Below are 24,262 nucleotides of genomic sequence, written 5' to 3'. Positions count from 1 at the left end.
CCCGCCAGCGTTGACAGTGAAGCAGGCGACGCATACATCCAAATCAACCGTGGAAGGCGCCGCCGCCGCTTTCGTTCAGGCCCCTGATACGGCAATGCGGCTGGTCCGGGCAAGTGGCCCTGCTTTGACAAGCTTTCCCAACAACGTGATTGCGAAGGTATTATGCTCGGCATTGGAAATCTGGCGAAAAAGGTCTTCGGCACGCCGAACGACCGCAAGGTGAAATCAACACGCGGTCTGATTGCGCGGATCAACGCCCTGGAGGAAGAGTTCCAGGCCCTGTCCGACGAGGCATTGATCGAAAAGACCCGCGAATTCCAGAAGCGCGTCGCCGGAGGAGAGGATCTCGACTCGCTTCTGCCCGAGGCTTTCGCCAACTGTCGCGAAGGCGCGCGCCGTGCCCTTGGCCTGCGGGCCTTCGACACGCAGCTGATGGGCGGCATCTTCCTGCATCAGGGCAATATCGCCGAGATGAAGACTGGTGAGGGCAAGACGCTGGTCGCGACCTTCCCCGCCTATCTGAACGCCCTGACCGGCAAGGGCGTGCATGTCGTCACGGTGAATGATTACCTGGCCCGGCGTGACGCGGAATGGATGGGCAAGGTCTTTACACAACTGGGCATGACCAGCGGTGCCGTCTATCCGTTTCAGCCCGAATCCGAAAAGCGCGTCGCCTATCAGGCCGATGTGACCTATTCGACCAACAACGAACTGGGCTTTGACTATCTGCGCGACAACATGAAGGGCAGCGTCGAAGAGATGCTGCAGCGCGGCCATCATTACGCCATCGTGGATGAGGTCGACAGCATCCTGATCGACGAGGCCCGCACGCCGCTGATCATTTCCGGGCCATCACAGGACCGTTCGGAACTCTATCTGACGCTGGACAAGTATATCCCGCAGCTGACCGAAGAACATTACAAGCTGGACGAAAAGGCCCGCAACGCGACCTTTACCGAAGAGGGCAACGAGTTCCTGGAACAGAAACTGGCCGCCGACGGCATCCTGCCCGAAGGCCAGACCCTGTATGATCCCGAGTCCACCACCATCGTGCATCACGCCAATCAGGCGCTGCGTGCACACAAGCTGTTCCAGAAGGATCAGCACTATATGATCCGCGACGGCGAAGTGGCGCTGATCGACGAATTCACCGGCCGGATGATGAAGGGGCGTCGTCTCTCTGACGGGTTGCATCAGGCCATCGAGGCCAAGGAAGGCGTCGATATCCAGCCTGAGAACGTGACGCTGGCCAGCGTCACCTTCCAGAACTATTTCCGCCTTTACGAAAAACTGTCAGGCATGACCGGCACGGCATCGACCGAGGCCGAGGAATTCGCGGAAATCTACAAGCTGGGCGTGGTCGAGGTTCCCACCAACCGCCCCATCCAGCGGATTGATGAACATGACCGCGTCTATCGCACCGCTGGCGAGAAATATGCCGCCGTCATCGAGGCCATCAAGGAAGCCCACGCCAAGGGGCAACCGACGCTGGTCGGCACCACCAGCATCGAGAAATCCGAGATGCTGTCTGCCCTGCTGACCAAGGATGGCGTTCCCCATAACGTCCTGAACGCCCGTCAGCACGAGGCCGAGGCCCAGATCGTTGCCGATGCCGGCAAGCCCGGCGCCGTCACGATCGCCACCAACATGGCAGGGCGCGGCACCGACATCCAGCTGGGCGGAAATGTCGAGATCAAGGTCATGGAGGCCCTGAAGGCCAACCCCGAGGCCAATCCCGACGAACTGCGCGCCCGCATCGAGGCCGAACATGCCGCCGACAAGCAAAAGGTGCTTGAGGCCGGCGGGCTGTTCGTTCTGGGAACCGAGCGCCACGAAAGCCGGCGGATCGACAATCAGCTGCGCGGTCGTTCCGGTCGCCAGGGCGACCCGGGCCGTTCGCTGTTCTTCCTGTCGCTGGACGACGACCTGATGCGCATCTTCGGGTCCGAGCGTCTGGACAAGGTCCTGTCCTCGCTGGGAATGAAGGAAGGCGAGGCCATCGTGCACCCCTGGGTGAACAAGTCGCTGGAACGTGCCCAGGCCAAGGTCGAGGGACGCAACTTCGACATCCGCAAGCAATTGCTGAAATTCGATGACGTCATGAACGACCAGCGCAAGGCCATCTTCAGCCAGCGCCGCGAGATCATGGACAGCGACGAGGTCGGCGATATCGCGGATGACATGCGCCATCAGGTCATCGACGATCTGGTCGATGAGTTCATGCCGCCCAAATCCTATGCTGATCAATGGGATATCGAAGGACTGAAAGCCGGAGTCCGCGACAAGCTGAACATGAACCTGCCGTTGCGGGAATGGGCAGATGAGGAAGGCGTCGACCAGGAGATCATGCGCGAGCGGATCGAGGAAGCCACCGACAAATACATGGCCGAGAAAGCCGAGGCCTTCGGCGCCGAGAACATGCGCACCATCGAGAAGCAGGTGCTGCTGCAGATGATCGACCAGAAATGGCGCGAACATCTGGTTACGCTGGAACATCTGCGCTCGGTCGTGGGCTTCCGTGGCTATGCGCAGCGCGACCCGCTGTCGGAATACAAGACCGAAGCCTTCCAGCTGTTCGAAATGCTGCTGGACAGCCTGCGCGGCGATGTCACCCAGCGTCTTGCCCAAATCCGCCCGCTGACAGAGGCCGAGCGAGAGGAAATGCTGCGCCAGATGGCAGAACAGCAGAAATCGGCGCAAGAGCATCTGACCATGGAGCATGGCGCGGACAAGCAATCCAGCGATGATGCCGATGCCCCCACGCCGCTGATCGAAGGATTCGACGAGAACGATCCTTCGACCTGGGGCAATCCTTCACGCAACGATCCCTGCCCCTGCGGGTCGGGCAAGAAGTTCAAGCATTGCCACGGCGCGATCTGATATCGCCCGTGGAATGACCGGCAAGCTGTCCTGATTGCGTCCCGCGACGTGGTCCGGCCGCGCTGGCCGGGGAAAGCCCCGGCACTGCGCGGGCCGGAGGGCGACCTGCGCCGCCCCTAGCCCAGCCGCTGTGGCAGTTCCCATCCACGCAGCAGATCTTCGGCCATCATCGGACGTTTTCCCGCGCGCTGCGCTTCGAGAATTTCTACCGCCCCCTGCCCACAGGCGACGCGGAATCCCGAAAGCAATTCTCCGGGCGCACCATTCCCGTCGACAAGACGGCTGCGCAGCAGTTTCACGCGCTCGCCCGCAACTTCACACCAGGCACCGGGAAAGGGCGACAGACCACGAATCTGGCGGTCGATCTCGACTGCGGACCGCGACCAGTCGATCCGGGCCTCGGCCTTGTCGATTTTCTGCGCATAGGTGACGCCTTCGCTGACCTGGGGAACCGCCTGCATCGGCAGATCCGCGACCACCTTCACGATCAGTTCCGCACCCATTGCAGCCAGACGATCATGCAGATCGGCGGTGGTCTCCTCGGCACCGATGGGGGTGCTGCACTGCGCAAGCACGCCACCGGTGTCCAGTCCGGCATCCATCTGCATGATGGCCACGCCGGTTTCGCGATCCCCCGACAGGATGGCGCGATGGATCGGAGCCGCCCCGCGCCAGCGCGGCAACAAGGAGGCATGGATATTCAGGCAGCCTAGTCGCGGGGCATCCAGAACCGCTTGCGGCAGGATCAGCCCATAGGCGACCACCACGGCCAGATCGGCATTCAGCGCGGCAAATTCCGCCTGAGCTTCGACCGAACGCAGCCCCGTCGGTGTGCGCACCGGCAGGCCCAGCTTTTCCGCCGCCGCGTGAACAGCCGAGGGACGCGGCTTCTGACCACGCCCTGCAGCGCGCGGAGGTTGGGAATATACAGCAACGATTTCATGTTTTTCGGCCAGAGCCTGCAGTGCGGGCACAGAAAAATCCGGGGTGCCCATGAAAATGATGCGCATGCTGTCCTCTTTCCTGTGCCGTGGCCCGAAGGGATCAGCCGCGGCGTGCGAGTTTGGCAGATTTCTGAACCAGCATCTTGCGGCGCAGCGGCGAGAGGTGGTCGACGTAAAGACGGCCGTCCAGGTGATCGCATTGATGCTGAACGCTGGTCGCCCAAAGCCCGACGAAATCGCGTTCCTCAAGCTCGCCATCGGCATTGAGGAAACGCACCGTCACCGCGCGCGGACGTTCGATGGGCGCCGAGACGCCGGGAAGATTCGGGCTGGCTTCCTCGTGGCTGCGCAGCTTGACGCTGCGATGCAGGATTTCCGGATTGGCCATGCGGACCGCCTGCCCGCGCTTTTCCGAGGCATCGACCACCGCAAGGCGCATCATGATCCCGATCTGCGGCGCGGCCAGCCCGACGCCGGGCATGGCCTCCATCGTGTCGATCATGTCATCCCAGATCATCCGGACGGTTTCATTGACCGTTTCGACCGCGGCGGCCGGACGATGCAGCCTGGGATCGGCATAGGGCAGGAAGGCGCGAATGGTCATCTGCAATCCAGTCTGGGGCGGTCGCAACGACAGCCGGTTTCATCTTGCACCAACAGGCCCGCCACATGCATGGAAACGGGGCGGCCAGCGATCAGCCGCGGGCGCGTTCGCGTTTGTATTTGACCATCTTGCGGGTGATCATCTGACGCTTGATCGCCGAGATATGGTCGATGAACAGGATGCCGTTCAGATGGTCCAGCTCATGCTGGGCACAGGTGGCCCATAGCTCGTCGAAATCCTGCTCGTGCAATTTGCCGTCCAGGCCCAGCCAGCGCATGGTCACCTGCGCAGGGCGCGTGACCTCGGCATATTGATCGGGAATCGACAGGCAGCCTTCGTCATATGAATTCTGCTCTTCCGAGGACCAGCTGATCTCGGGGTTGATCAGCACCATGGGCTGCCGCTCGGCCTCGGGGTCGCGATTGGCATCCATGACGAAAATCCGTTTGAGGATTCCGATCTGCGGCGCGGCCAGACCGACGCCGGGGGCTTCATACATGGTGGCCAGCATGTCGTCGGCCAGCGCCTCGATTTCGGGCGTGACGCGTGCAACGGGCTCGGCCACCTTTTTCAGGCGGGGATCAGGATGGATCAGGATGGGACGCAGGCTCATGACAGCGATTTAGGCGATGCCTTCACCTTACGCAACAAGCAGCGTATGCAAGAATCGATGCTGAAAACATGCGAGGGGCCATGAGCAATCCCGATTTCGACCAAAAGATCGACCGCGTCGGCACGCGCTGCGCGAAATGGGACGATATGGAAGCAGCCTATGGCGTATCCGGCGCCGATGGCGGTTTGGCCATGTGGATTGCGGATATGGATTTCCGGCCCCCCGCCGCGGTTCAGCGCGCGGTCGAGGCCACGGCGGCGCATGGGATCTATGGCTACCCTGGGGCGCATCAGCCCTATCTGGACGCCATCCAGTGGTGGATGAAGAACCGCCATGGCTGGGATATCGAGACCGGCTGGATCCTGACGACTGCCGGTCTGGTCAATGCCGTGGCCATGGCGCTGAACGCCTATACGAAACAGGGCGACGGCGTGATCGTCATGAGCCCCGTCTATCACGCCTTCGGACGGGTGATCCGCGCGGGCGGGCGGGAACTGGTCGAACTGCCGCTGGCGCAACAGGATGATGGCTACGTCATGGACTGGTCGCGCTGGGAAATGATGCTGACCGGAAATGAACGGCTGATGATCCTGTGTTCGCCCCATAATCCCGGTGGCAGGGTCTGGACCGAGGAAGAATTGCGTCAGGTTGCGGATTTCTGCACCCGCCACGATCTGATCCTTGTCTCTGACGACATCCATTGCGATCTGGTCTATCCGGGGCACAAGCATCACATGATCGCGGATCTGGTCCCCGACATCAGCGACCGCCTTGTAACGCTGACCGCCGCCACAAAGACCTTCAATATCGCCGGCGCCCATATCGGCAATGTGATCATCGCCAATGACGACCTGCGCCAGCGTTTCAAGGGCGCGCTGATGGCAGCGGCAATCTCGCCCGGACTGTTCGGCATGGATATGGTCACCGCCGCCTATTCGCCTGAAGGCGCCGAATGGGTCGATGCCCTGATGGCCTATCTGGATGAAAACCGCCGCCTGTTCGATGACGGCATCAACGCCATTCCGGGGCTGCGCTCGATGCCGCTGCAGGCCACCTATCTGTCATGGGTCGATTTCTCGGGCACCGGCATGTCGCGCGCCGAATTCACCGCCCGTGTCGAGCAAGGCGCGCGCATCGCCGCAAATCACGGCCCGACTTTCGGTCAGGGCGGCAATGATTTCCTGCGGTTCAACATCGCCACACCGCGCAGCAATGTGGTCGAGGCCGTCACGCGGCTGCAGGCGGCCTTTGCCGATCTGCAGTGACCTGATGCGCGGGAATGTCAGCTCGCGTTGCATTCCGGCGCACAGCACATCATATAGAAGCGCAACGCGAACAGCCCCGGAGCATCCCGCGCATGGTCTATTTGGATTTCGAGAAACCGCTTGCCGACATTGAAGGCAAAGCCGAGGAACTGCGCGCCATGGCCCGCAAGTCCGAGGATGCGGTCGATGTCGAGAAAGAGGCGGCAGCCCTGGACAAGAAAGCCAGCGACCTGCTGCAAGAGCTGTACAAGAACCTCAACCCCTGGCGAAAGACCCAGGTGGCCCGCCATCCCGACCGGCCCCATTGCCGCGAATATATCAGCGCGCTGTTCACCGAATACACGCCGCTGGCAGGCGACCGCGCCTTTGGCGACGACCACGCCGTGATGGGCGGTCTGGCGCGACTGAACGACATGCCCTGCATGGTGATCGGCCATGAAAAGGGTCATGACACCAAATCGCGCATCCTGCATAATTTCGGCATGGCCCGCCCCGAGGGCTATCGCAAGGCCATCCGCCTGATGGATCTGGCCCATCGTTTCGGCCTGCCGGTCATCATGCTTGTCGATACGCAGGGCGCCTATCCCGGCAAGGGCGCGGAAGAACGCGGCCAGTCCGAGGCCATTGCCCGCTGCACGCAGAAATGTCTGGAAATCGGCGTTCCCCTGGTCACCGTCATCATCGGTGAGGGCGGCTCGGGCGGCGCGGTGGCCTTTGCCACCGCGAACCGGATCGCCATGCTGGAGCATTCGATCTATTCGGTGATTTCGCCCGAAGGCTGTGCCTCGATCCTCTGGCGCGATTCCGAGAAGATGCGCGATGCGGCCGACGCCCTGAAGCTGACGGCGCAGGATCTGAAGAAACTTGAGGTGATCGACCGGATCATCCCCGAGCCCCTCGGGGGGGCACAGCGCGCCCCGCAACAGGCGATCAAGGCCGTCGGCGAAGAAATCGTGGCGATGCTGGAAGAGCTGAAGGGCATGAAGCCCGCGGATCTGATCAAGGACCGTCGTCAGAAATTTCTGTCCATGGGATCGAAATCACTGGCTTGATGCCATGTTGCGAAAGGGCTGCCGAACCGGTTTCGGCGGCTCTTACTCCTTGCCCGAAAACCCTGCCTCGGCCATCAGCCGGTCGGAATTGTCCTCGATCTGGTCCTGCAGTTCGGCCATGAACGCGCTGGCGCGGCCATCTCCAGAAATCGCAGGCAGAAATTCCACCACGGCCCGGCCCGATCTGACGCCCCAGCCCTTGCGCGGCCAGAACAGCCCGGTGTTCACCGCCACCGGCACAACCGGCAGATGCGTCATCGACCTCAGCATGGCCACACCGTTCTTGTAGGGCAGCCTTTCACCGGGACGCGATCGGGTGCCCTCGGGATAGATGATCAGCTGGCCCAGCCCTTCGGGCGTGGCGCGTCTGTGCTGCACCTCGGTTGAAATGGCACGCATGGCATCGCGGCCACGTGCACGGTCGATCGGGATACAGCCCACCTTGCGGGCATACCAGCCCATGACCGGCACCCGCATGACCTCTTTCTTCATGATGAAGGCCCGACGCGGCATCGCCTGGGCGATGGCCAGAATATCCAGGAAACACTGATGTTTCGCGGCGATGATGCAGTCGCCTTCAGGCAGGGGGCCGCGCAGTTCGCAGGTGACGCCCATATGCAGTCGGGCGGCCCAGAGCATATAGCCGATCCAGAAGGTCGCGACGCCATTGGCCGCCCTGGTTCCACGCAGGGCGACCCAGGGCAGGCCGATCAGTCCGATCACCACCGTCGCCAGACCGCCATGCAGGTAATACAGGATGTTCTGCAGGTATTGCCACGGCCCCAGCGGACCCGGAGTGGCCGATGACAATTTTGCCTTCATCTGATTGACCCCAGCATTTTCAGCGCAGCCCAACGCGTCGCAAAGAAACCGACCGCAGCCGCAATGACAGGTATAAGCAATGGCAACAGCCAGTCCCAACCCTGAAAGCCAAGCCCGGTCAGAAATCCGCCGGCGGCCTGCATGTCAGGCAGCAAGGCCACCGCGCCCATGCCCAGTACGGTTCCGGCGCCCGCCCCAAGGGCCGCACGATTCGTGAAACGGCGCACGAAGGCCGTCGCGATGGTCAGATCGCGCGCCCCGATCAGACGCAGAACACGGATGACCTGCCCGTTGGCCGCCAGGGCTGCCTTGGCCGCCAGCACGATCATCGCCCCCGAGGTCGCTGCGATCAACAGCAAGGACAGGATGCCCAGAACCCTCAGACGTTTGGCCGCGGACACCAGCGGACGGCGCCATTGCGTGTGATCGTCCAGCACGGCCCCCGGCGCTTCGGCCTCAAGACGCAGGCGCAGGCCTTCGGCGTCAAACTCGTCCCCGGCAATCGGCAGGTCGATCAGCGCAGGCACCGGCAGGGCATCCACCGGCATATCCGGCCCGAACCATGGCGCCAGCAGCTTGGCCACCTCGTCATCGGGCAGAAGTTGGGGCTGCCCGACACCCGGTGTCGTTCGCAGGATCTGCAGCACGGACTGCGTGCGCGCCTCTTGCTCGCCAGCCGGGGCGCTGACGCGGACCGTCACCGATTGCGCCAATTGGTTCGACCAGCGGTCGGCCAGCCGTCCGGTGGCCAGCGCCAGGGCCAGCGCAAAGACCGCCAGAAAGGCCATGGCTCCGGCCGAGAACAGGGTCAGATGGGCCGTAAAGCCGGTTGGCGGCACGATTCGATCGCCGACGCCGCCATCTCCCCACAGCAATCCACGCCACAGCGCCCGCAGGTTCAATCCACGAAAGTCAGCCCGTCTCACAGATCCGCTCCGGCCAGTTGCAGGCTGCCCCCGGCAATCCGCAGCACCCGCGCCGCGACCTGTGCCTTGGTGGCCCGGATCAGATTCAGATCGTGGGTCGCGACCACGACCGATTTGCCCGATTTGTTCAGTTCGATCAGCAATTGCATCAAGCGCATGGACATGTCCCAATCCAGATTTCCGGTCGGCTCATCGGCCAGAATCAGGTCCGGCGACAAGATGACCGCACGCGCCAGCGCGGCACGCTGACGTTCGCCCCCCGACAGTTCGGGCGGCAGGGCGCGGGCCAACTGCGACAATTGCACCCAGCCCAGCAGGTCGCGCAGCGCCGGCATATCCACCTCGCGTCCCGCCACATTCAGCGGCAGGGCGATATTCTCGGCAACCGGCAGGTGGTCCAGAAACTGGGTATCCTGATGCACGACACCGACGCGGCGACGCAATGCCGCGATATCGTCGCGCCCCATGCCGACAAGATCATGGCCAAAGGCATGGATCTGTCCCGATGTGGGCAGCAGATCGGCATAAAGCAGACGCAGCAGCGTGGTTTTGCCCGAACCGGATGGTCCGGTCAGGAAATGGAACATTCCCGGTTGCAGGCTGAGCGTCATATTCGACAAAAGCTCGGCTCCGCCGTGATAGCCAAAGCCGACATCCTGCATTTCGATCAAGCCACACCCCCTTCTTTTCGGGTTTTTCAACGGCCGCTTGGAAGCCGTGTCCGCGCTTGATAGAACAGGCTCAAGGTGAATGCGAGGGTCGGCATGGGTGAAATAAGTTTGATCTGTCCGGGCTGCGCGGCGGAATACAGAATTCCGCCTGATGCCATCCCCGAAGGTGGCCGCGATGTCGAATGCACGGCCTGCAATCGCATCTGGTTCGTGCCCGGCCCCTATCAGCAACCGGAGTCCCAAACGGCTGCACCGGCGGGGAATGCCGTCCCCGCGCCCGCCGAGAATGAGGATGACGAGGCCCTGGCACCGGATGAAGCGCCGCTTCCGCCTCCGGCACGGCAAAGATTGCCCGAATCGGTGCTGAGCATTCTGCGTGACGAAGTGGAACATGAGCGCCGCGCCCGCATGGCCGAGGACGAGTTGTTCGGAAAGCCCGAGCACAAGTCTTCAGGCGTCTCGCCCACGCCGGTCAAACCGGCCGAATACGATTGGCCCGCGACAACGATCATCACCCCCTCGCAAAACCCGAAACCACTGCGCCCGGCAGATGCAGCGGTTCAAAAGCCCAAGTCGCCTCCGCGCCCGGTTCCGGCGCCGCCGCCCGCGCCAAGGGATATGTCGCCAGAGGCCGAGCGTCCTCGGCCCAGCGCCACATCCGCAACCGTCGTCGCGGCCGCATCACCAGCCAATCCCGCACCGGCTGCGCAAGCCGAGGTGATGGCCCAGCAAAGCACGGCAGAACTGCCCGGTGCCTATGCCCAGCCAGCGGCAGGGCATGCCATCAGCAGTTATTCGATGGGCTTTGGTCTGGCCGCGATGATCGCTTTTGGCGGGCTTGCGCTGTATCTTCTGGCACCCGGCCTGGCCGATGCCGGATCGCTTGGCGAGGCACTGACGGGCTTTCGCGACTGGGTGGATCAGGGTCGGCAATGGCTGCATGTCACGGTGCGCGGCGCCTGAAGACTCTCTGTCAGGGCCGCCCCGTCAGAACCGGTCCAGCAGCCGTCCCAGATAGTCGCGCTCTTGCCGCGGCCGGTCGCGTTCACCGCTGCGCCGGCGGATTTCTTCCAGCAGATCACGCGCGCGGCGGGCCGGGTCCTGGCCTTCGGCAAGGGGATCTCCGGTGGTGATCTGGCTGCCATTGCCGCCGGTCTGCCGGCCCAGAGGGTCCAGCAGGGCACGGGACTGGCGCGTTGCGCCCTCTTGTCCGGGCTGCTGGACCTCTGCGCCCTGACCTTGCTGCGACTCGTCCGCGTTGCGCTGGTCATCACCTTCAGTGCCACCGCCTGAACCCAGCATGTCTGCCAACGACCGCATCCCTTCGCGCATCGCCTGAATCGCATCGGCCTGCCGTTGCAGGGCCGCACTGGTGTCCCCTTCGCGCAGGGCCTGCTCAGCCTCCTCCATGGCGCGACCGGCCTCGTCCAGCCTCTGCCCCGCGCTGTCGCCCTGCTGAGATCCCTGACCGGGCAACAGCCCCCGCTGCCGCCCCAGTTCCTCGCGCAGTTCGCGTTGCCGACCGGCCAGCTCATCGGCATTTTCGGATCGCTCCTGGAACTGGCCCTGCCCGAACTGGCGCTGCATGTCGCGGAAGGCCTCATCCGAGAGGCGCTGTTGTTCGCGCAGCGTATCGGCAAGCTGGTTCATCGACTGGTTGCCCTCGCCACCCTCCTGCCCTTCACCACTGCCGCCCTGCGTGATCTGCAGGTTTTCCATCAGGCGGTTGAACTGTTCCAGCAATTGCTGGGCCTCGGCCATCCGGCCTTCGTTCATCAGCCGCTGGATTTCATCCATCATCTGCTGGATCTGATCGCCCGAAACCTGTTGGCGTTGCTGGTTCTTGGCAAAGCGATCCGCCGGATCCTGCTTGCCCTGTTCGGCCAGCATGCGGGTATAAGCATCGGTGGCTTCGCGCAATTCATCCATCAGGCGCTGGATCTCATCGGGGTTGGCACCGTTGCGGATGGCCTCGGACAGCTTTTCCTGCGCCTGTTTCATCTGCGCCAGGGCATCCGCCAGCCCACCATCCTCAAGCTGGATGGCCGCCTGCCACAGGGCTTCGGCCAGGGCATCCCTCTTTTTGTCCGAAAGCCTTTCGCCCTCCAGCATGGCGACCGCAGCGCGCAATTCCAGATAAAGTGGCTGTTCGATGAAACCTTCCGGACGCCAGGTGATCGCCCGCAGGATTTCGGCGCTACGCCCCGCATTCTGGCGCGACCACAGCAGATCTCGCCGCATCTCGATCAGCGCCGCGGCGCGTGGTTCGAAAAAACGGCGGCCCGGCAATTCGGTGCTGATCGCTGGCGCACGCCCGATCTGCCCGATGCCATCCTCACCCTGCAAGGTGATCTCCACGGGCAGATTCGCCCAGGGGTGGCGCGACAGATCCTCGACCAACTGGCCGGAAAATTCGCGCCGGTCTCCCCTGCGCGGCAAGGGCAGGTCCAGACTGAAGGCCTGGCGCGGTTCGGGATCGACCTTCAGGCCATAGCGACGCTCAACCGAGGCAAGATCCAGTGCAATTCGCGCCCGTCCAGCGGCCACCCCGTGATCGTCCGTCATCCGAAAGGGCTGAACAAGACGACCATCCGCACGGCGCGAAGGGGCAGCCGTGCTCAGGACCACCGGGGCCATATCGGGCTGAACCTCAACCTGCAGGCTTCGGCCGGGCAGTTCGATCACACCGGAATATTCCGCACGGATCACCGGGGCCTTTGCATCCTCCGATGTCTGCGGTCCGATATCCTGCTGGATCGCCGCATCCTCACCGTACAGACGGAACGAGACCTCGCTGCCCTTGGGCAGTTTCAGCACTTCATCCTGAGGCAGGGCGTTGAGATAGATCGTCGGGCGCCTTGTATAGGCCGGAGGCTCGGCCCAGCCTTCCCAGTTCGGGCCTTGGACAATGCGGGCCTCGCCCGTGCCGGATCTGGACATGGTCGCGGCCACCGCCTGCAAACCCTGACCGACCTGCGCCGCGCCACCGAAGATCAGTGACATCGTCAAGGCGACAGCCGCCGCCAGACGCAGAGCGAAGGGGTCGCGACGAGCCAGTCCGGCATCGGGGGATACGACGCGCGCCTGTGCGGCACGTTCGCGCATCTGGGCCAGATGGGCCTGCCACAGGGCACCCTCTCCGCCAAGCACGGCATGGTCGGACAGGGCGCTCAACGGACGCCCGCCAAGCCCGCAGTCCACGCGCTCCAGGGCCTCCTGCCAGCTTGCCGGGCGATAGCGCAGCCCGCCCCAGATTGCCGCTCCGACAACGGCAAGCAGCATTCCTGCGGCCAGCCAGGGCAGCACGACGGGCGGAATCACCGCCACGGCACCAAGAGAAAACGCGGCAATCACGACGCAAAGCAGCGTGGCCAGAGGCCAGAAAGCGGCAGCCGCACGTTCCCATATCATCGCCCAACGCGTCAGCCTGACGGCCCGTGACGCATTGGGGATATCGGTCAGGCCAGTTTCGACCTGCCGGGGGGACATGCCCCCCTTTTCGTGTATGCCAATCGCTTTGCGCCGCCTTAGAGCCATTCGGGGATGGTATCGCGCGCCAGCATTTCCTCAAATGAAGGTCTGGCCCGGATGACGGCGAAGTGATCGCCGCTGACCAGCACTTCGGGCACCAGCGGTCGCGAGTTGTATTCCGACGCCATCACCGCGCCATAGGCCCCGGCTGAACGAAAGGCGACCAGATCGCCGGACTGCAACTGCGGAAGCTGTGCGCCTTTTTCAAAGGTGTCACCCGATTCGCAGATCGGACCGACGACATCCATCTCGCGCAGCGATGCGCCAAGTTCCGCCTGTGCCACCGGCACGATATCGTGATGGGCATTGTACATCGCCGGACGCAGCAGATCGTTCATCGCCGCATCCACGATCAGGAAATCACGGCCCTCGCCTTCCTTCAGATAGATCACCTGCGCCAGCAGGATGCCGGCATTGCCGACAATGTTGCGCCCCGGTTCGATCTCGATCTCGCAGCCCAGATCCCCGACGGTTTCGCGGATGACCTGTCCGTATTCGATCGGCAGGGGTGGCGCGGTATTGTCGCGACGATAGGGAATCCCCAACCCGCCACCCAGATCAAGCCGTGAAATCTCATGCCCACCGGCGCGCAGCGCCCGCGTCAGCTCTGCAACCTTGGTGTAGGCAAGGCGAAAGGGCTCCAGATCGGTCAGCTGGCTGCCGATATGCACATCGATCCCGACGACCTTCAGCCCGGGCAGCGCGGCGGCCTCGGCATAGACCTGGCGCGCCTTGGAAATGGGAATGCCGAACTTGTTGTCGGATTTGCCGGTGGCGATCTTTTCGTGGGTCTTGGCATCGACATCGGGATTGACCCGAATCGCGATGGGAACCTCGGCCCCCATGGATGCCGCGACGCTTGAAAGGACAAGCATTTCCGGTTCGGATTCGATATTGAACTGGCGGATTCCGCCTTCGATGGCCTGACGCATTTCCTGCGCGGTCTTGCCGACACCGGAAAACACGATCCTGTTTCCCGGCACTCCGGCCGCCTTGGCGCGCAGATATTCACCGCCCGAAACCACATCCATGCCCGCGCCCAGATCGGCCATCAGCTTCAGGACGGCAAGATTCGAGTTCGCCTTGACGGCAAAGCAGACAAGGTGATCGGTCCAGTCCAGCGCCTGCCGGAACAGATTGAAATGCCGCGTCAGCGTGGCTGCGGAATAGACATAGACCGGGGTGCCGACCTCGGCCGCGATCTGCGTCAAAGGCACGTCTTCGGCACATAGCGTGCCATCGCGATAGGTGAAATGATCCATCTAGAGTTCCGTCCGGACGCCAATATAGGCATCACCTGAAATGGTGATGCCGCTTTCCTGATCAGCCTTCGGGCTGGGCCGCACCGGCGGACCATCGACGCCACATGCGGCCAGCGCCAGAACTGCAATCAATGCCAGACGCATCATGCCAGTTTCTCTTTCCAGCGCGCGATTTGCGCCCGCACCTGATCCGGGGCCGTTCCACCATAGCTCTGGCGCGAGGCGACCGAGTTATGCACGCCCAGAACGCCAAAGACATCCTCGGTGATCGCGGCATTGACCGACTGCATGTCTTCCAGCGACAGATCGGGCAGATCGACGCCGCGCTGTTCAGCCATCGCCACCAGAGAACCGGTCACATGGTGAGCGTCGCGGAAGGGCAGCCCGGCCTCGCGCACCAGCCAGTCGGCCAGATCCGTCGCGGTCGAGAAGCCCGCCGATGCCGCCGCCTCGAGCTTGTCCTTGTTGGCCGTCAGATCCGACAGCATGCCCGCCATGGCAGCCAATGCCAGCTGCAGGTTGTCCGCCGCGTCGAAGACCTGTTCCTTGTCTTCCTGCATGTCCTTGGAATAGGCCAGCGGCAGGCCCTTCATCACCGTGAACAGCGCCACGGTCGCCCCCAGAATCCGCCCGATCTTGGCGCGAATCAGTTCGGCGGCATCGGGGTTGCGCTTCTGGGGCATGATGCTGCTGCCCGTGGACCATTTGTCCGACATCGAGACAAAGCGGAACTGCGCAGATGACCAGATCACCAGTTCCTCGGCAAGGCGCGACATATGCACCGCGCAGATCGAGGCTGCCGACAGGAATTCCAGCGCGAAATCACGGTCGCTGACCGCATCGAGGCTGTTGGCCATGGGGCGATCGAAATCCAGTGCCCTGGCGGTGGCCTCGCGGTCGATGGGATAGCCGGTTCCGGCCAGAGCCGCAGCTCCAAGGGGCGATTCGTTCATCCGCCGGCGCGCGTCCTGAAAACGCGACAGATCGCGTCCGAACATCTCGACATAGGCCATCATGTGATGGCCCCAGGTCACCGGCTGCGCGGTCTGCAGATGGGTGAACCCGGGCATGACCCAGCCGGCCCCGCTTTCGGCCTGCGACAGGGCCGCGCGAATCAGCGTGGTCAGCCCGTCGATCACCGCGTCACATTGATCGCGCACCCACAGACGGAAGTCCGTGGCCACCTGATCGTTGCGCGACCGCCCGGTATGCAGGCGTCCCGCAGGTTCGCCGATGATCTCTTTCAGCCGCGCTTCGACATTCATGTGAATGTCTTCCAGCTCTGTGCGGAAGGGGAAATCGCCGGCTTCGATCTCTGACAAGACCGTGAGCAGGCCTTCCCCGATGGCCTTGGCATCGTTATCGCTGATGATGCCTTGCGCGGCCAACATGGCGGCGTGGGCCCGGCTCCCCCGGATATCCTGGGCATAGAGTCGCCGGTCAAACCCGATCGAGGCGTTGATGGCCTCCATGATCGCATCGGGTCCGGCGGCAAAGCGGCCGCCCCACATCGTGTTGGCGGCATCCTTGGTTTGGGGCCGGTCAGTCATTCTAAGGTCCTTCGGAGGTCAAATGCTGCGTTCTGCCCTGCTTTATACGGCGCTGGTTATCGGTGCAAACACCGCCTTGGCTGGCGAGGTCGATTGGCAGGCCGCCCAATCGGCGGGATTGGTGAAACTCGTGCCCTCCGAGGACGCCCCGGCCGTGTCCGAACTGGGCTTCACCGACCCCGATGGTGGCGAGCATTTCCTTGCCGATTACCGTGGAAAAGTCGTCTTGCTGAACTTCTGGGCGACATGGTGCGCCCCCTGCCGCGAGGAAATGCCCTCGCTGGAAAAACTGCAGGCCGAGATGGGCGGCGATGATTTCGCTGTCGTGCCGGTCGCCACCGGTCGCAATGCCCCTGACAAGATAACCAAGTTCTTTGATGAAACGGGCGTGCAGAATCTGCCGGTTCTTCTGGACCCGAAACAGCAGCTTGCACGCGAAATGGGCGTGCTGGGCCTGCCGGTCACGATTCTGATCGACCGCGAAGGCCATGAGGTCGCCAGATTGCTGGGCGATGCAGATTGGGCCGGAGAGCCCGCCAAAGAGGTCATCCGCCAGTTGACAGCCGACTGACCTCGCCGTGACGCGGGCAGGTGGTGACATGGTCGTTGACCATCCCGGTCGCCTGCATGAAGGCATAGGTGATCACCGGCCCGCAAAAACTGAAACCACGTTTTTTCAAAGCCCTGGACATGGCCGCCGACTCGGCCGTATCGGTGGGGACATCGGCTGCCGTCGCGAAATTGTTCTGCTTCGGCGCGCCGCCAACGAATGACCACAGCCAGGGCGCGAAACCTTCCTGCTCTTCGACCTCGATGAAATGGCGCGCACCTTTCACGGTGGCGGCGATCTTGCCCCGATGGCGGATGATCCCCGGGTTCTTCAGCGCCATCTCGATCCTGCGATCATCCCAGGCGGCGATTTTCTCGGGGTCGAAACCTTCGAATTCCGCGCGAAAGGCATCGCGCTTGCGAAGGATCGTGATCCAGCTCAAGCCGGCCTGAAAGCCGTCCAGCACCAGCTTTTCCCACAAGGCGCGCGAATCATGTTCCGGCACGCCCCATTCGCGGTCGTGATACTCCACATAAAGCGGATCGTTGCCGCACCAAACGCATCGAGTCATGTCACGTTAACCTTATGTCCAGATTTTCCTGCGCGTTCACCGGAAATTAGGCAATCTTCGCCAGAGTGCACCAACACCTGTATCGAAGATGAGGCCTGACGTGAACGACGGCATCCCGACCATAAGCTCACCGCTGGATTTCGCAATCGATCAGCAAAGCCGGATCACCATGCCTGCCGTGCGCGCCGCGGTCGAGCAAGGTCACGGAGTTCTGGCCTTTCAGCCCATCGTCCAGGCGCAGCGCACCCATCAGGCCGCATTCTACGAAGGGTTGATCCGAATCATCGACGATTCGGGGCGGATCGTGCCACTCAAGGATTTCCTGCCGGCTGCCGAAAGCACCGAACTTGGCCGCCAGATCGATTGTCTGTCCCTGTCGCTGGGATTGCGGGCACTGGCCGAGGATCGCGCGCTGCGCCTGTCGATCAACATGTCGGCTCGCTCGATCGGCTATCCGGAATGGAGCAGAACCCTGCGCCGCGGAATTTGCGAAGATCCCTGCATCGGTGAAAGGTTGATTCTTGAAATTACCGAAAGCTCGGCCATGGGAATGCCCGATCAGGTGCGCAATTTCATGCGCGAAATCCAGGATTTCGGTATCGCCCTTGCCCTGGATGACTTCGGCGCAGGCTATACCTCGTTTCGGTATCTGCGTGATTTCTGCTTTGACATGATCAAGATCGACGGCCAGTTCATCCGCGAGATCGCCGAACATCCCGACAATCAGGTGCTGACCCGCGCGCTGATGTCCATTGCGCATCATTTCGACATGTTCACCGTCGCCGAATCGGTGGAAACCGCCGAGGATGCCAGCTTTCTGATCGACAACGGCATCGACTGCCTTCAGGGCTTCTACTTCGGCGCGCCAACCATTGCGCCGCCATGGAAATCACCGCCCTCTGTTGCCCTGAGATGACTCCCGTGCCTCGCCCCCCCCGAGGACCCTTCAGCTTTCAAGGCTGCGCCGCCCGTCTTGCCAGAATCCCTCCCGATCCGCTGTCTGCGGGTGGACCCACCTGATGTCAATTCATGCGGCATTCTGTCCGTTCCACACCTTATGCGGTGAAGCTTGGCTTGACCTTACGACATGAAACCGCATCCTAACCTCGATTCGCCGGACATCCGGCGCAGATGGGAAGGAGCCCCTCCATGACAAATGCCGTAATTGTTTCCGCTGCTCGTACACCGGTCGGAAGTTTCCTCGGATCCTTCGCTAACGTGCCCGCCCACGATCTGGGCGCAGCCGTTCTGAAAGAAGTTGTCGCCCGCGCCGGCGTCGACCCCGCTGAAATCAGCGAAACGATCCTTGGTCAGGTTCTGATCGCCGCCCAGGGCCAGAACCCCGCACGTCAGGCCCATATCAATGCTGGCCTGCCACAGGAATCCGCTGCATGGCTGCTGAACCAGGTTTGCGGCTCTGGGCTGCGCGCCGTCGCGTTGGCTGCACAGCAGGTAATGCTGGGTGACGCGCAGATCGTTCTGGCGGGCGGACAGGAAAGCATGTCCATGTCGCCCCATGCGGCCTATCTGCGGGCCGGTCAGAAGATGGGCGACGTGAAAATGATCGACACGATGATCCGTGACGGTCTGTGGGACGCCTTCAACAATTACCATATGGGCCAGACGGCCGAAAACGTTGCCGAGCAGTGGCAGATCAGCCGCGAACAGCAGGACGAATTCGCCGCTGCCTCGCAAAACAAGGCGGAAGCGGCGCAGAAAGAGGGCCGTTTCGATGACGAGATCGTTGCCTACACGGTCAAGGGCCGCAAGGGCGACACGGTCGTCGACAAGGATGAATATATCCGTGCCGGATCGACCGTAGAGGCGATGCAGAAGCTGCGCCCCGCCTTTACCAAGGACGGTTCGGTGACCGCTGGCAACGCCTCGGGTCTGAACGACGGCGCCGCCGCCGTGATGGTCATGACCGAAGAAGAAGCAGCCCGTCGCGGTCTGACCCCGCTGGCACGGATTGCCTCGCATGCAACCGCCGGTCTGGACCCTGCAATCATGGGCACCGGCCCGATTCCCGCCAGCCGCAAGGCGCTGGAAAAAGCCGGCTGGAAGGTCGGCGATCTGGACCTGGTCGAAGCCAACGAGGCATTCGCGGCGCAGGCCTGCGCCGTGAACAAGGACATGGGCTGGGATCCCTCTATCGTGAACGTCAATGGCGGCGCGATTGCCATCGGCCACCCGATTGGTGCTTCGGGTGCGCGTATCCTGAACACCCTGCTGTTCGAAATGCAGCGTCGCGATGCCAAGAAAGGCCTGGCGACCCTGTGCATCGGCGGCGGCATGGGTGTCGCCATGTGCCTGGAGCGGTAACAGCGAAAATTGGGTGCGCAATTATGTTGCGCACCTTACCTCTGTTCGATAGCAAGATTTCAACCTGGTTTCAGAAGAGGGAGGTTTACCGATGTCCAAAGTCGCACTGGTCACCGGAGGCACGCGCGGAATCGGCGCTGCAATTTCAAAGGCACTGAAAGAAGCTGGCTACACCGTTGCTGCAAACTATGCCGGCAATGACGACGCCGCCAAGGCCTTTACAGAAGAAACGGGAATCAAGACCTTCAAATGGTCGGTTGCCGATTATGACGCCTGCGCGGCAGGGATCAAACAGGTCGAGGATGATCTGGGGCCAATCGCGGTTCTGGTCAACAATGCCGGGATCACACGGGACGCGATGTTCCACAAGATGACCCCTCAACAATGGAAAGAGGTCATCGACACCAATCTGACCGGCCTGTTCAACATGACGCATTCGGTCTGGCCGGGCATGCGGGAACGCAAGTTCGGACGGGTGGTCAATATCAGTTCGGTCAACGGACAAAAGGGTCAGGCCGGGCAGGCAAACTATTCGGCCGCCAAGGCCGGTGACATCGGCTTCACCCGCGCACTGGCGCAGGAAGGTGCCCGGGCCGGCATCACGGTCAATGCCATCGCGCCGGGATATATCGGCACCGAAATGGTCCGCGCCATTGATGAAAAGGTCCTGAAAGAGCGTATCATTCCGCAAATTCCGGTGGGTCGTCTGGGCGAGCCTGAAGAAATCGCCCGCACGGTGGTTTTCCTTGCCGCCGATGACGCAGGTTTCATCACCGGCTCGACCATCAGCGCGAATGGCGGTCAGTTCTTCTCGTAGAATTCCGACCGGCAGAAATGATCAAGGCCCGCGATCAGACGCGGGCCTTTTTCTTTATCCTGTCACGGTTCAACCAGGATCAGTTGGACAATCGCGATATTTCTTCCTTGATGCGAAGCTTCTCGCGTTTCAGTTGAGTGATTTCGAGATTACTCGTACTTGGACTTCTTTGTGCCCTCTCAACAGCATCAGAGAGTGTCTGATGCTTTCTGCGCAGCTCCTCAACATGGGAAGTAACCGACATCGCGTCCTCCTCTGGGGTTGTGTCGAACATCATCATTGCACCACAGGATTTCGATTCTGTCACGATACTTTCGCAAACAGCCTCGTGATTGGCTGTCCGTCGCGCAGGACCGCTCGCGCAACCTCTGTCAGATCCTCTCCGTCGCGTTCATGGGCGGCACCCGCATGCATGACGAAGGGTGCCAGCAAGCGCAGGGGACTGCGGGCACCCTTTTGTGCCGTCAGCAGCACGCGGCCTGCCTGACGTCCGGCGCGCGCGGCGATGGGCAGCACCGCAATCGCACCGGCGCGCCCCCTCAATCCGACCAACAGATCATCCAGCCGATCCGCCCTCTGGATCAATGTCAATATCCCGCCGGGCCGCAACCTGCGCAATCCGGCATCCAGCCAGACCGACAACGGGGTCACCTCCTGCCGTGCAGCCGCGCGGCCTGCCAAGGGAGCCGGCGTGCCAGACAGGAAATAGGGCGGATTCGCGATCACGTGATCAAAGCTGAGCGCCTTCAGTTCGGCAGGCGGCCGTGACAGATCCCCGGTCATTACCCGCAGGGCAATCCCGTTTCTGGCGCCGTTTCCGCGGGCCAGTTCGGCAAAATCCTCTTGCTGTTCCAGCCCGACCAGATGCAGCCCCGGCACGCGCCAGCCAAGGCACAGGCTGGCCACCCCTGCCCCGCAGCCCAGTTCCAGCACCCTTTGCCCGGCCTGCGCAGGGCAGGCTGCGGCCAGCATCACCGCATCCGCGCCCGAGCGATAGCCCCGCGCAGGCTGGGTAATCTGCAGCCGCCCCCCCAGAAAGCCATCCTCGCGAGTCTCAGTCATCCAGCCCGGCATCCCGCAGCACCGCGCGTGCCATGAACTCGTCGCGATCGGCCACCATCACCCTGCGAGGCAATATGCCGATCGAACCTTCCAGAACGCTCATATGCTGGTCCATTTCAAATGCGACGATCCCCTCGGCCTGCAACAGGTCAAGAACGCGGGAAAGCCGGACGGGATCGGTGCTGCGCAATAGCTCTTTCATCGTCAAAAACGTAAGGGGCGGTTGCGAAATTGTCGATGGCGTGGCAAGGGTTTGTCGCAAACGCAAGGTGTGGACATGGGTGTGAACGAAAACGTCCAGAAGCCGCTTGATCATCTGTCGGCGGCACTGGCTCCTGAAATGGAGGCGGTGAACAGGCTGATCCGCGAACGCATGTCCAGTCGGCATGCGCCGCGGATCCCCGAGGTGACGGCCCATCTGATCGAGGCGGGCGGCAAGCGCCTGCGTCCCATGCTGACTCTGGCGGCGGCCAAGCTGCTTGGCTATGACGGCCCCTATCACATCCATTTCGCCGCCTCGGTGGAATTCATCCACACCGCCACGCTGCTGCATGACGATGTCGTGGATGAAAGCAGCCAGCGACGCGGGCGGCCCACGGCCAATCTGCTCTGGGACAACAAATCCTCGGTCCTGGTCGGGGATTATCTCTTTGCCCGCAGCTTCCAGCTGATGGTCGAGCCCGACAATATGCGGGCATTGGAAATCCTGGCCAATGCCAGCGCGACAATTGCCGAAGGCGAAGTGTTGCAGCTGACAGCGGCGCAGGATCTGCAGACCGATGAGGATGTCTACCTGCAGATCGTACGCGGCAAGACAGCGGCACTGTTCTCGGCAGCGACCGAGGTCGGTGGTGTTGTGGCAGCGGGATCGCCCGAACAGGTCAAGGCCTTGTTCGATTATGGCGATGCGCTGGGAATTGCCTTCCAGATCGTGGACGACCTGCTGGACTATGGCGGCGTGACCCAGACCATTGGCAAGAATGTCGGCGACGACTTCCGCGAACGCAAGCTGACCCTGCCGGTCATCAAGGCGATTGCCGCCGCCGATGCCGAAGAGCGCGCATTCTGGGTACGCACCATTGAACACGGCGATCAGCGCGATGGCGACCTGGAGCAAGCCCTGAGGCTGATGGCAGACCATGGCGCCATGGAGGCCGCGCGACGCGATGCGCTGGACTGGGCCGGGCGCGCGAAAACCGCGTTGACTGCCCTGCCCGATCACCCGATCCGCGCCATGTTGATGGATCTGGCCGATTTCGTCGTCAGCCGCGTCGCGTAGATAAAACAATCCACCATCGAATCCGAAGGCCGCCTGTCGCGAGAACGCAGGCGGCCTTTGGGTTTTCTGTCGGGACCAACTGGGCCTGACAGGCACGACGACCCTTGCAACGAAAAGCGGGCCGCTTGCGCGGCCCGCCCTCTCCGGGAAGAGACCCGTGATCCGGTTATTTCGCCTGAACGAAATCCGGATATGCTTCCATGCCCATTTCGGAAATATCCAGGCCGGTGATCTCGGATTCGCGATCCACACGAATGCCCATGGTCACTTTCAGGATCGTCCAGATGGCAAAGCTGACGATGAACACGAAGGCTCCGATTGCGATGACACCGATCGCCTGCGTGACATAGCTGGTATCGGGATTGGTCGCCGGAACGATCAGCGTACCCCAGATGCCTGCCACCAGGTGAACCGGAATGGCGCCGACGACGTCGTCGATTTTCAGCTTGTCCAGCATCGGAACGACGATCACCGCAATGGCACCACCGACGCCACCGATCAGGACCGAGGCAAAGATGGACGGCGTCAGAGGTTCGGCGGTGATCGACACCAGCCCTGCCAGCGCACCGTTCAGAACCATGGTCAGATCGATCTTGCCATAGACCAGCTGCGTCGTGATGACCGCGGCAATCGCACCGGCCGAGGCGGCCATATTGGTGTTGACGAAGATCCGGCTGACATCCGCCGCATCATTGACCGACCCCAGAGCCAGCTGCGATGCGCCGTTGAAGCCGAACCAGCCCAGCCACAGGATGAAAGTCCCCAGAGTGGCAAGCGCAAGGTTCGAACCCGGCATCGGCTGCATCCGGCCATCGGGACGGTATTTGCCGTAACGCGCACCCAGAACGATGGCACCGGCCAGCGCAGCAAAGCCGCCAGCGGCGTGAACCAGGGTCGATCCCGCAAAGTCAGAGAAGCCCATTTCGCTGAGGAAGCCGCCGCCCCACTGCCAGCTGGCTTCGATCGGATAGATCACGCCGGTCAGGACAACGGTAAAGATCATGAAGGGCCACAGCTTGATGCGCTCGGCCAGGGTGCCCGAGACGATCGAGGCCGTGGTCGCACAGAACATCAGCTGGAAGAAGAAATCCGAACCGGAAGAATAGCCGTCATCCGCGACTCCCGCACCCACCGGGTCAATGCCCTTGGGGCTGAACAGCTCGCCCAGGATTCCGGGCATCGTCCATTCGCCGGGATACATCAGGTTGTAGCCGATCAGCCAATACATGATGCCGGCAATCGCAAAGAGTGAAATGTTCTTGAACAACTGCGTGGTCACATTCTTGGACCGCACCAGCCCTGCTTCCAGCATCGCAAAGCCGGCAGCCATCCACATGACCAGAAAGCCGCCGATCAGGAACAGCAGCGTATTAAAGATATAGACCACATCCGCGCTGACGGCCTCGACCGCCGCCATGGCGGTTTCGGGCGTTGCGGCGGCCTCCTGCGCGGCGACCGGCAGCGCACCAAGCGCCAGTGCCGCGATCAATCCGGGAAAAATCTGTTTCATCAGTCCTCGCCTGTCTTCTGCTAAAGGCGAC

The 24,262-nt window shown here is 62.3% G+C and carries 24 protein-coding genes; 9 read left to right on the top strand and 15 right to left on the bottom strand.

Annotated features, from left to right (window positions below):
* Nucleotides 1-162 precede the first annotated feature (162 nt).
* A complete protein-coding gene (secA, locus tag JHW44_RS02525; RefSeq protein ID WP_089343714.1) occupies nt 163-2,880 on the top strand; it encodes a preprotein translocase subunit SecA in 2,718 nt (905 codons plus the stop codon).
* A 116-nt stretch (nt 2,881-2,996) separates the two neighbouring features.
* Here the strand turns inward: secA and fmt are convergent, their stop codons facing one another.
* From fmt to def (JHW44_RS02510), 3 genes are all read right to left on the bottom strand, one after another.
* Nucleotides 2,997-3,890: a methionyl-tRNA formyltransferase gene (gene fmt, locus JHW44_RS02520; protein WP_089343715.1), complete on the bottom strand. Its 894-nt coding sequence runs from the start codon at nt 3,888-3,890 to the stop codon at nt 2,997-2,999.
* 34 nt (nt 3,891-3,924) lie between these two features.
* Nucleotides 3,925-4,428: a peptide deformylase gene (def, locus tag JHW44_RS02515; RefSeq protein ID WP_089343926.1), complete on the bottom strand. Its 504-nt coding sequence runs from the start codon at nt 4,426-4,428 to the stop codon at nt 3,925-3,927.
* Nucleotides 4,429-4,519: 91 nt separating this feature from the next.
* The gene (gene def / locus JHW44_RS02510) at nt 4,520-5,041 is read right to left on the bottom strand and encodes a peptide deformylase (protein WP_089343716.1); all 522 of its coding nucleotides are present in this window, start codon (nt 5,039-5,041) and stop codon (nt 4,520-4,522) included.
* 80 nt (nt 5,042-5,121) lie between these two features.
* Here def (JHW44_RS02510) and JHW44_RS02505 point away from each other — a divergent pair, with 80 nt between their 5' ends.
* Nucleotides 5,122-6,306 (top strand): MalY/PatB family protein, encoded by a 1,185-nt coding sequence (locus JHW44_RS02505; protein WP_089343717.1) that lies wholly within the window; start codon nt 5,122-5,124, stop codon nt 6,304-6,306.
* Nucleotides 6,307-6,398: 92 nt separating this feature from the next.
* Nucleotides 6,399-7,358 (top strand): acetyl-CoA carboxylase carboxyltransferase subunit alpha, encoded by a 960-nt coding sequence (locus tag JHW44_RS02500; protein ID WP_089343718.1) that lies wholly within the window; start codon nt 6,399-6,401, stop codon nt 7,356-7,358.
* A gap of 42 nt (nt 7,359-7,400) precedes the next feature.
* Here JHW44_RS02500 and JHW44_RS02495 read toward each other — a convergent pair whose 3' ends face one another.
* The 3 genes from JHW44_RS02495 to JHW44_RS02485 are packed head-to-tail and all read right to left on the bottom strand — an operon-like array spanning nt 7,401 to nt 9,777.
* On the bottom strand, nt 7,401-8,180 hold the full coding sequence (locus JHW44_RS02495; protein ID WP_089343719.1) for a lysophospholipid acyltransferase family protein: 780 nt from the start codon (nt 8,178-8,180) through the stop codon (nt 7,401-7,403).
* On the bottom strand, nt 8,177-9,082 hold the full coding sequence (locus JHW44_RS02490) for a cell division protein FtsX (RefSeq protein WP_179217676.1): 906 nt from the start codon (nt 9,080-9,082) through the stop codon (nt 8,177-8,179). The genes JHW44_RS02495 and JHW44_RS02490 overlap by 4 nt, the downstream gene beginning before the upstream one ends.
* A 20-nt stretch (nt 9,083-9,102) precedes the next feature.
* Complete coding sequence (locus JHW44_RS02485) at nt 9,103-9,777, bottom strand: cell division ATP-binding protein FtsE (RefSeq protein ID WP_089343721.1); 675 nt, start codon at nt 9,775-9,777, stop codon at nt 9,103-9,105.
* Nucleotides 9,778-9,870: 93 nt separating this feature from the next.
* Between JHW44_RS02485 and JHW44_RS02480 the strand changes: the two genes are divergently transcribed.
* Nucleotides 9,871-10,740 carry a zinc-ribbon domain-containing protein gene (locus tag JHW44_RS02480; protein WP_089343722.1) on the top strand — a complete coding sequence of 290 codons (870 nt, stop codon included), beginning with the start codon at nt 9,871-9,873 and terminating at the stop codon, nt 10,738-10,740.
* Nucleotides 10,741-10,764: 24 nt separating this feature from the next.
* Here JHW44_RS02480 and JHW44_RS02475 read toward each other — a convergent pair whose 3' ends face one another.
* Genes JHW44_RS02475 through argH form a run of 4 tightly spaced genes read right to left on the bottom strand, consistent with a single transcriptional unit; the run spans nt 10,765 to nt 16,120 of the window.
* Complete coding sequence (locus tag JHW44_RS02475) at nt 10,765-13,266, bottom strand: DUF4175 domain-containing protein (RefSeq protein WP_245846952.1); 2,502 nt, start codon at nt 13,264-13,266, stop codon at nt 10,765-10,767.
* A 38-nt stretch (nt 13,267-13,304) separates the two neighbouring features.
* Entirely contained in the window at nt 13,305-14,570 is a 1,266-nt protein-coding gene (lysA, locus tag JHW44_RS02470) for a diaminopimelate decarboxylase (RefSeq protein ID WP_089343723.1), read from the bottom strand.
* Nucleotides 14,571-14,717, bottom strand: coding sequence for a hypothetical protein (locus tag JHW44_RS02465; RefSeq protein WP_179217662.1), 147 nt, complete (start codon nt 14,715-14,717; stop codon nt 14,571-14,573).
* Entirely contained in the window at nt 14,714-16,120 is a 1,407-nt protein-coding gene (gene argH, locus JHW44_RS02460) for an argininosuccinate lyase (RefSeq protein ID WP_089343724.1), read from the bottom strand. The genes JHW44_RS02465 and argH overlap by 4 nt, the downstream gene beginning before the upstream one ends.
* Before the next feature lie 22 nt (nt 16,121-16,142).
* Between argH and JHW44_RS02455 the strand changes: the two genes are divergently transcribed.
* Nucleotides 16,143-16,691, top strand: a complete 549-nt coding sequence (locus JHW44_RS02455; protein ID WP_245846953.1) for a TlpA disulfide reductase family protein — start codon at nt 16,143-16,145, stop codon at nt 16,689-16,691.
* On the opposite strand, the gene JHW44_RS02450 is transcribed toward JHW44_RS02455, so the two are convergent.
* Complete coding sequence (locus tag JHW44_RS02450; protein ID WP_089343725.1) at nt 16,666-17,241, bottom strand: DNA-3-methyladenine glycosylase I; 576 nt, start codon at nt 17,239-17,241, stop codon at nt 16,666-16,668. The genes JHW44_RS02455 and JHW44_RS02450 overlap by 26 nt on opposite strands.
* A gap of 88 nt (nt 17,242-17,329) precedes the next feature.
* Between JHW44_RS02450 and JHW44_RS02445 the strand changes: the two genes are divergently transcribed.
* The 3 genes from JHW44_RS02445 to phbB all read left to right on the top strand — a co-directional run bounded on the left by JHW44_RS02445 (nt 17,330) and on the right by phbB (nt 20,380).
* Nucleotides 17,330-18,157: an EAL domain-containing protein gene (locus JHW44_RS02445; RefSeq protein ID WP_089343726.1), complete on the top strand. Its 828-nt coding sequence runs from the start codon at nt 17,330-17,332 to the stop codon at nt 18,155-18,157.
* A 233-nt stretch (nt 18,158-18,390) separates the two neighbouring features.
* Nucleotides 18,391-19,563: an acetyl-CoA C-acetyltransferase gene (locus tag JHW44_RS02440; RefSeq protein WP_089343727.1), complete on the top strand. Its 1,173-nt coding sequence runs from the start codon at nt 18,391-18,393 to the stop codon at nt 19,561-19,563.
* Nucleotides 19,564-19,654: 91 nt separating this feature from the next.
* On the top strand, nt 19,655-20,380 hold the full coding sequence (gene phbB / locus JHW44_RS02435) for an acetoacetyl-CoA reductase (protein ID WP_089343728.1): 726 nt from the start codon (nt 19,655-19,657) through the stop codon (nt 20,378-20,380).
* A gap of 79 nt (nt 20,381-20,459) precedes the next feature.
* Here phbB and JHW44_RS02430 read toward each other — a convergent pair whose 3' ends face one another.
* From JHW44_RS02430 to JHW44_RS02420, 3 genes are read right to left on the bottom strand one after another with little or no spacing between them, the layout of a single operon-like run.
* A complete protein-coding gene (locus tag JHW44_RS02430; protein WP_089343929.1) occupies nt 20,460-20,624 on the bottom strand; it encodes a YdcH family protein in 165 nt (54 codons plus the stop codon).
* A 59-nt stretch (nt 20,625-20,683) separates the two neighbouring features.
* The gene (locus tag JHW44_RS02425) at nt 20,684-21,442 is read right to left on the bottom strand and encodes a tRNA1(Val) (adenine(37)-N6)-methyltransferase (RefSeq protein WP_089343930.1); all 759 of its coding nucleotides are present in this window, start codon (nt 21,440-21,442) and stop codon (nt 20,684-20,686) included.
* Nucleotides 21,435-21,644, bottom strand: coding sequence for a putative signal transducing protein (locus JHW44_RS02420; RefSeq protein WP_089343729.1), 210 nt, complete (start codon nt 21,642-21,644; stop codon nt 21,435-21,437). The genes JHW44_RS02425 and JHW44_RS02420 overlap by 8 nt, the downstream gene beginning before the upstream one ends.
* 75 nt (nt 21,645-21,719) lie before the next feature.
* Between JHW44_RS02420 and JHW44_RS02415 the strand changes: the two genes are divergently transcribed.
* The gene (locus tag JHW44_RS02415) at nt 21,720-22,721 is read left to right on the top strand and encodes a polyprenyl synthetase family protein (RefSeq protein WP_089343730.1); all 1,002 of its coding nucleotides are present in this window, start codon (nt 21,720-21,722) and stop codon (nt 22,719-22,721) included.
* Nucleotides 22,722-22,887: 166 nt separating this feature from the next.
* Here JHW44_RS02415 and JHW44_RS02410 read toward each other — a convergent pair whose 3' ends face one another.
* Nucleotides 22,888-24,231: an ammonium transporter gene (locus tag JHW44_RS02410; protein WP_089343731.1), complete on the bottom strand. Its 1,344-nt coding sequence runs from the start codon at nt 24,229-24,231 to the stop codon at nt 22,888-22,890.
* Between the last annotated feature and the right edge of the window lie 31 nt (nt 24,232-24,262).

Source organism: Paracoccus seriniphilus (assembly GCF_028553745.1).
In the GTDB taxonomy this organism is placed as follows: Bacteria; Pseudomonadota; Alphaproteobacteria; order Rhodobacterales; family Rhodobacteraceae; genus Paracoccus; species Paracoccus seriniphilus.
This window is presented reverse-complemented; position numbering and strand designations above follow the sequence as displayed.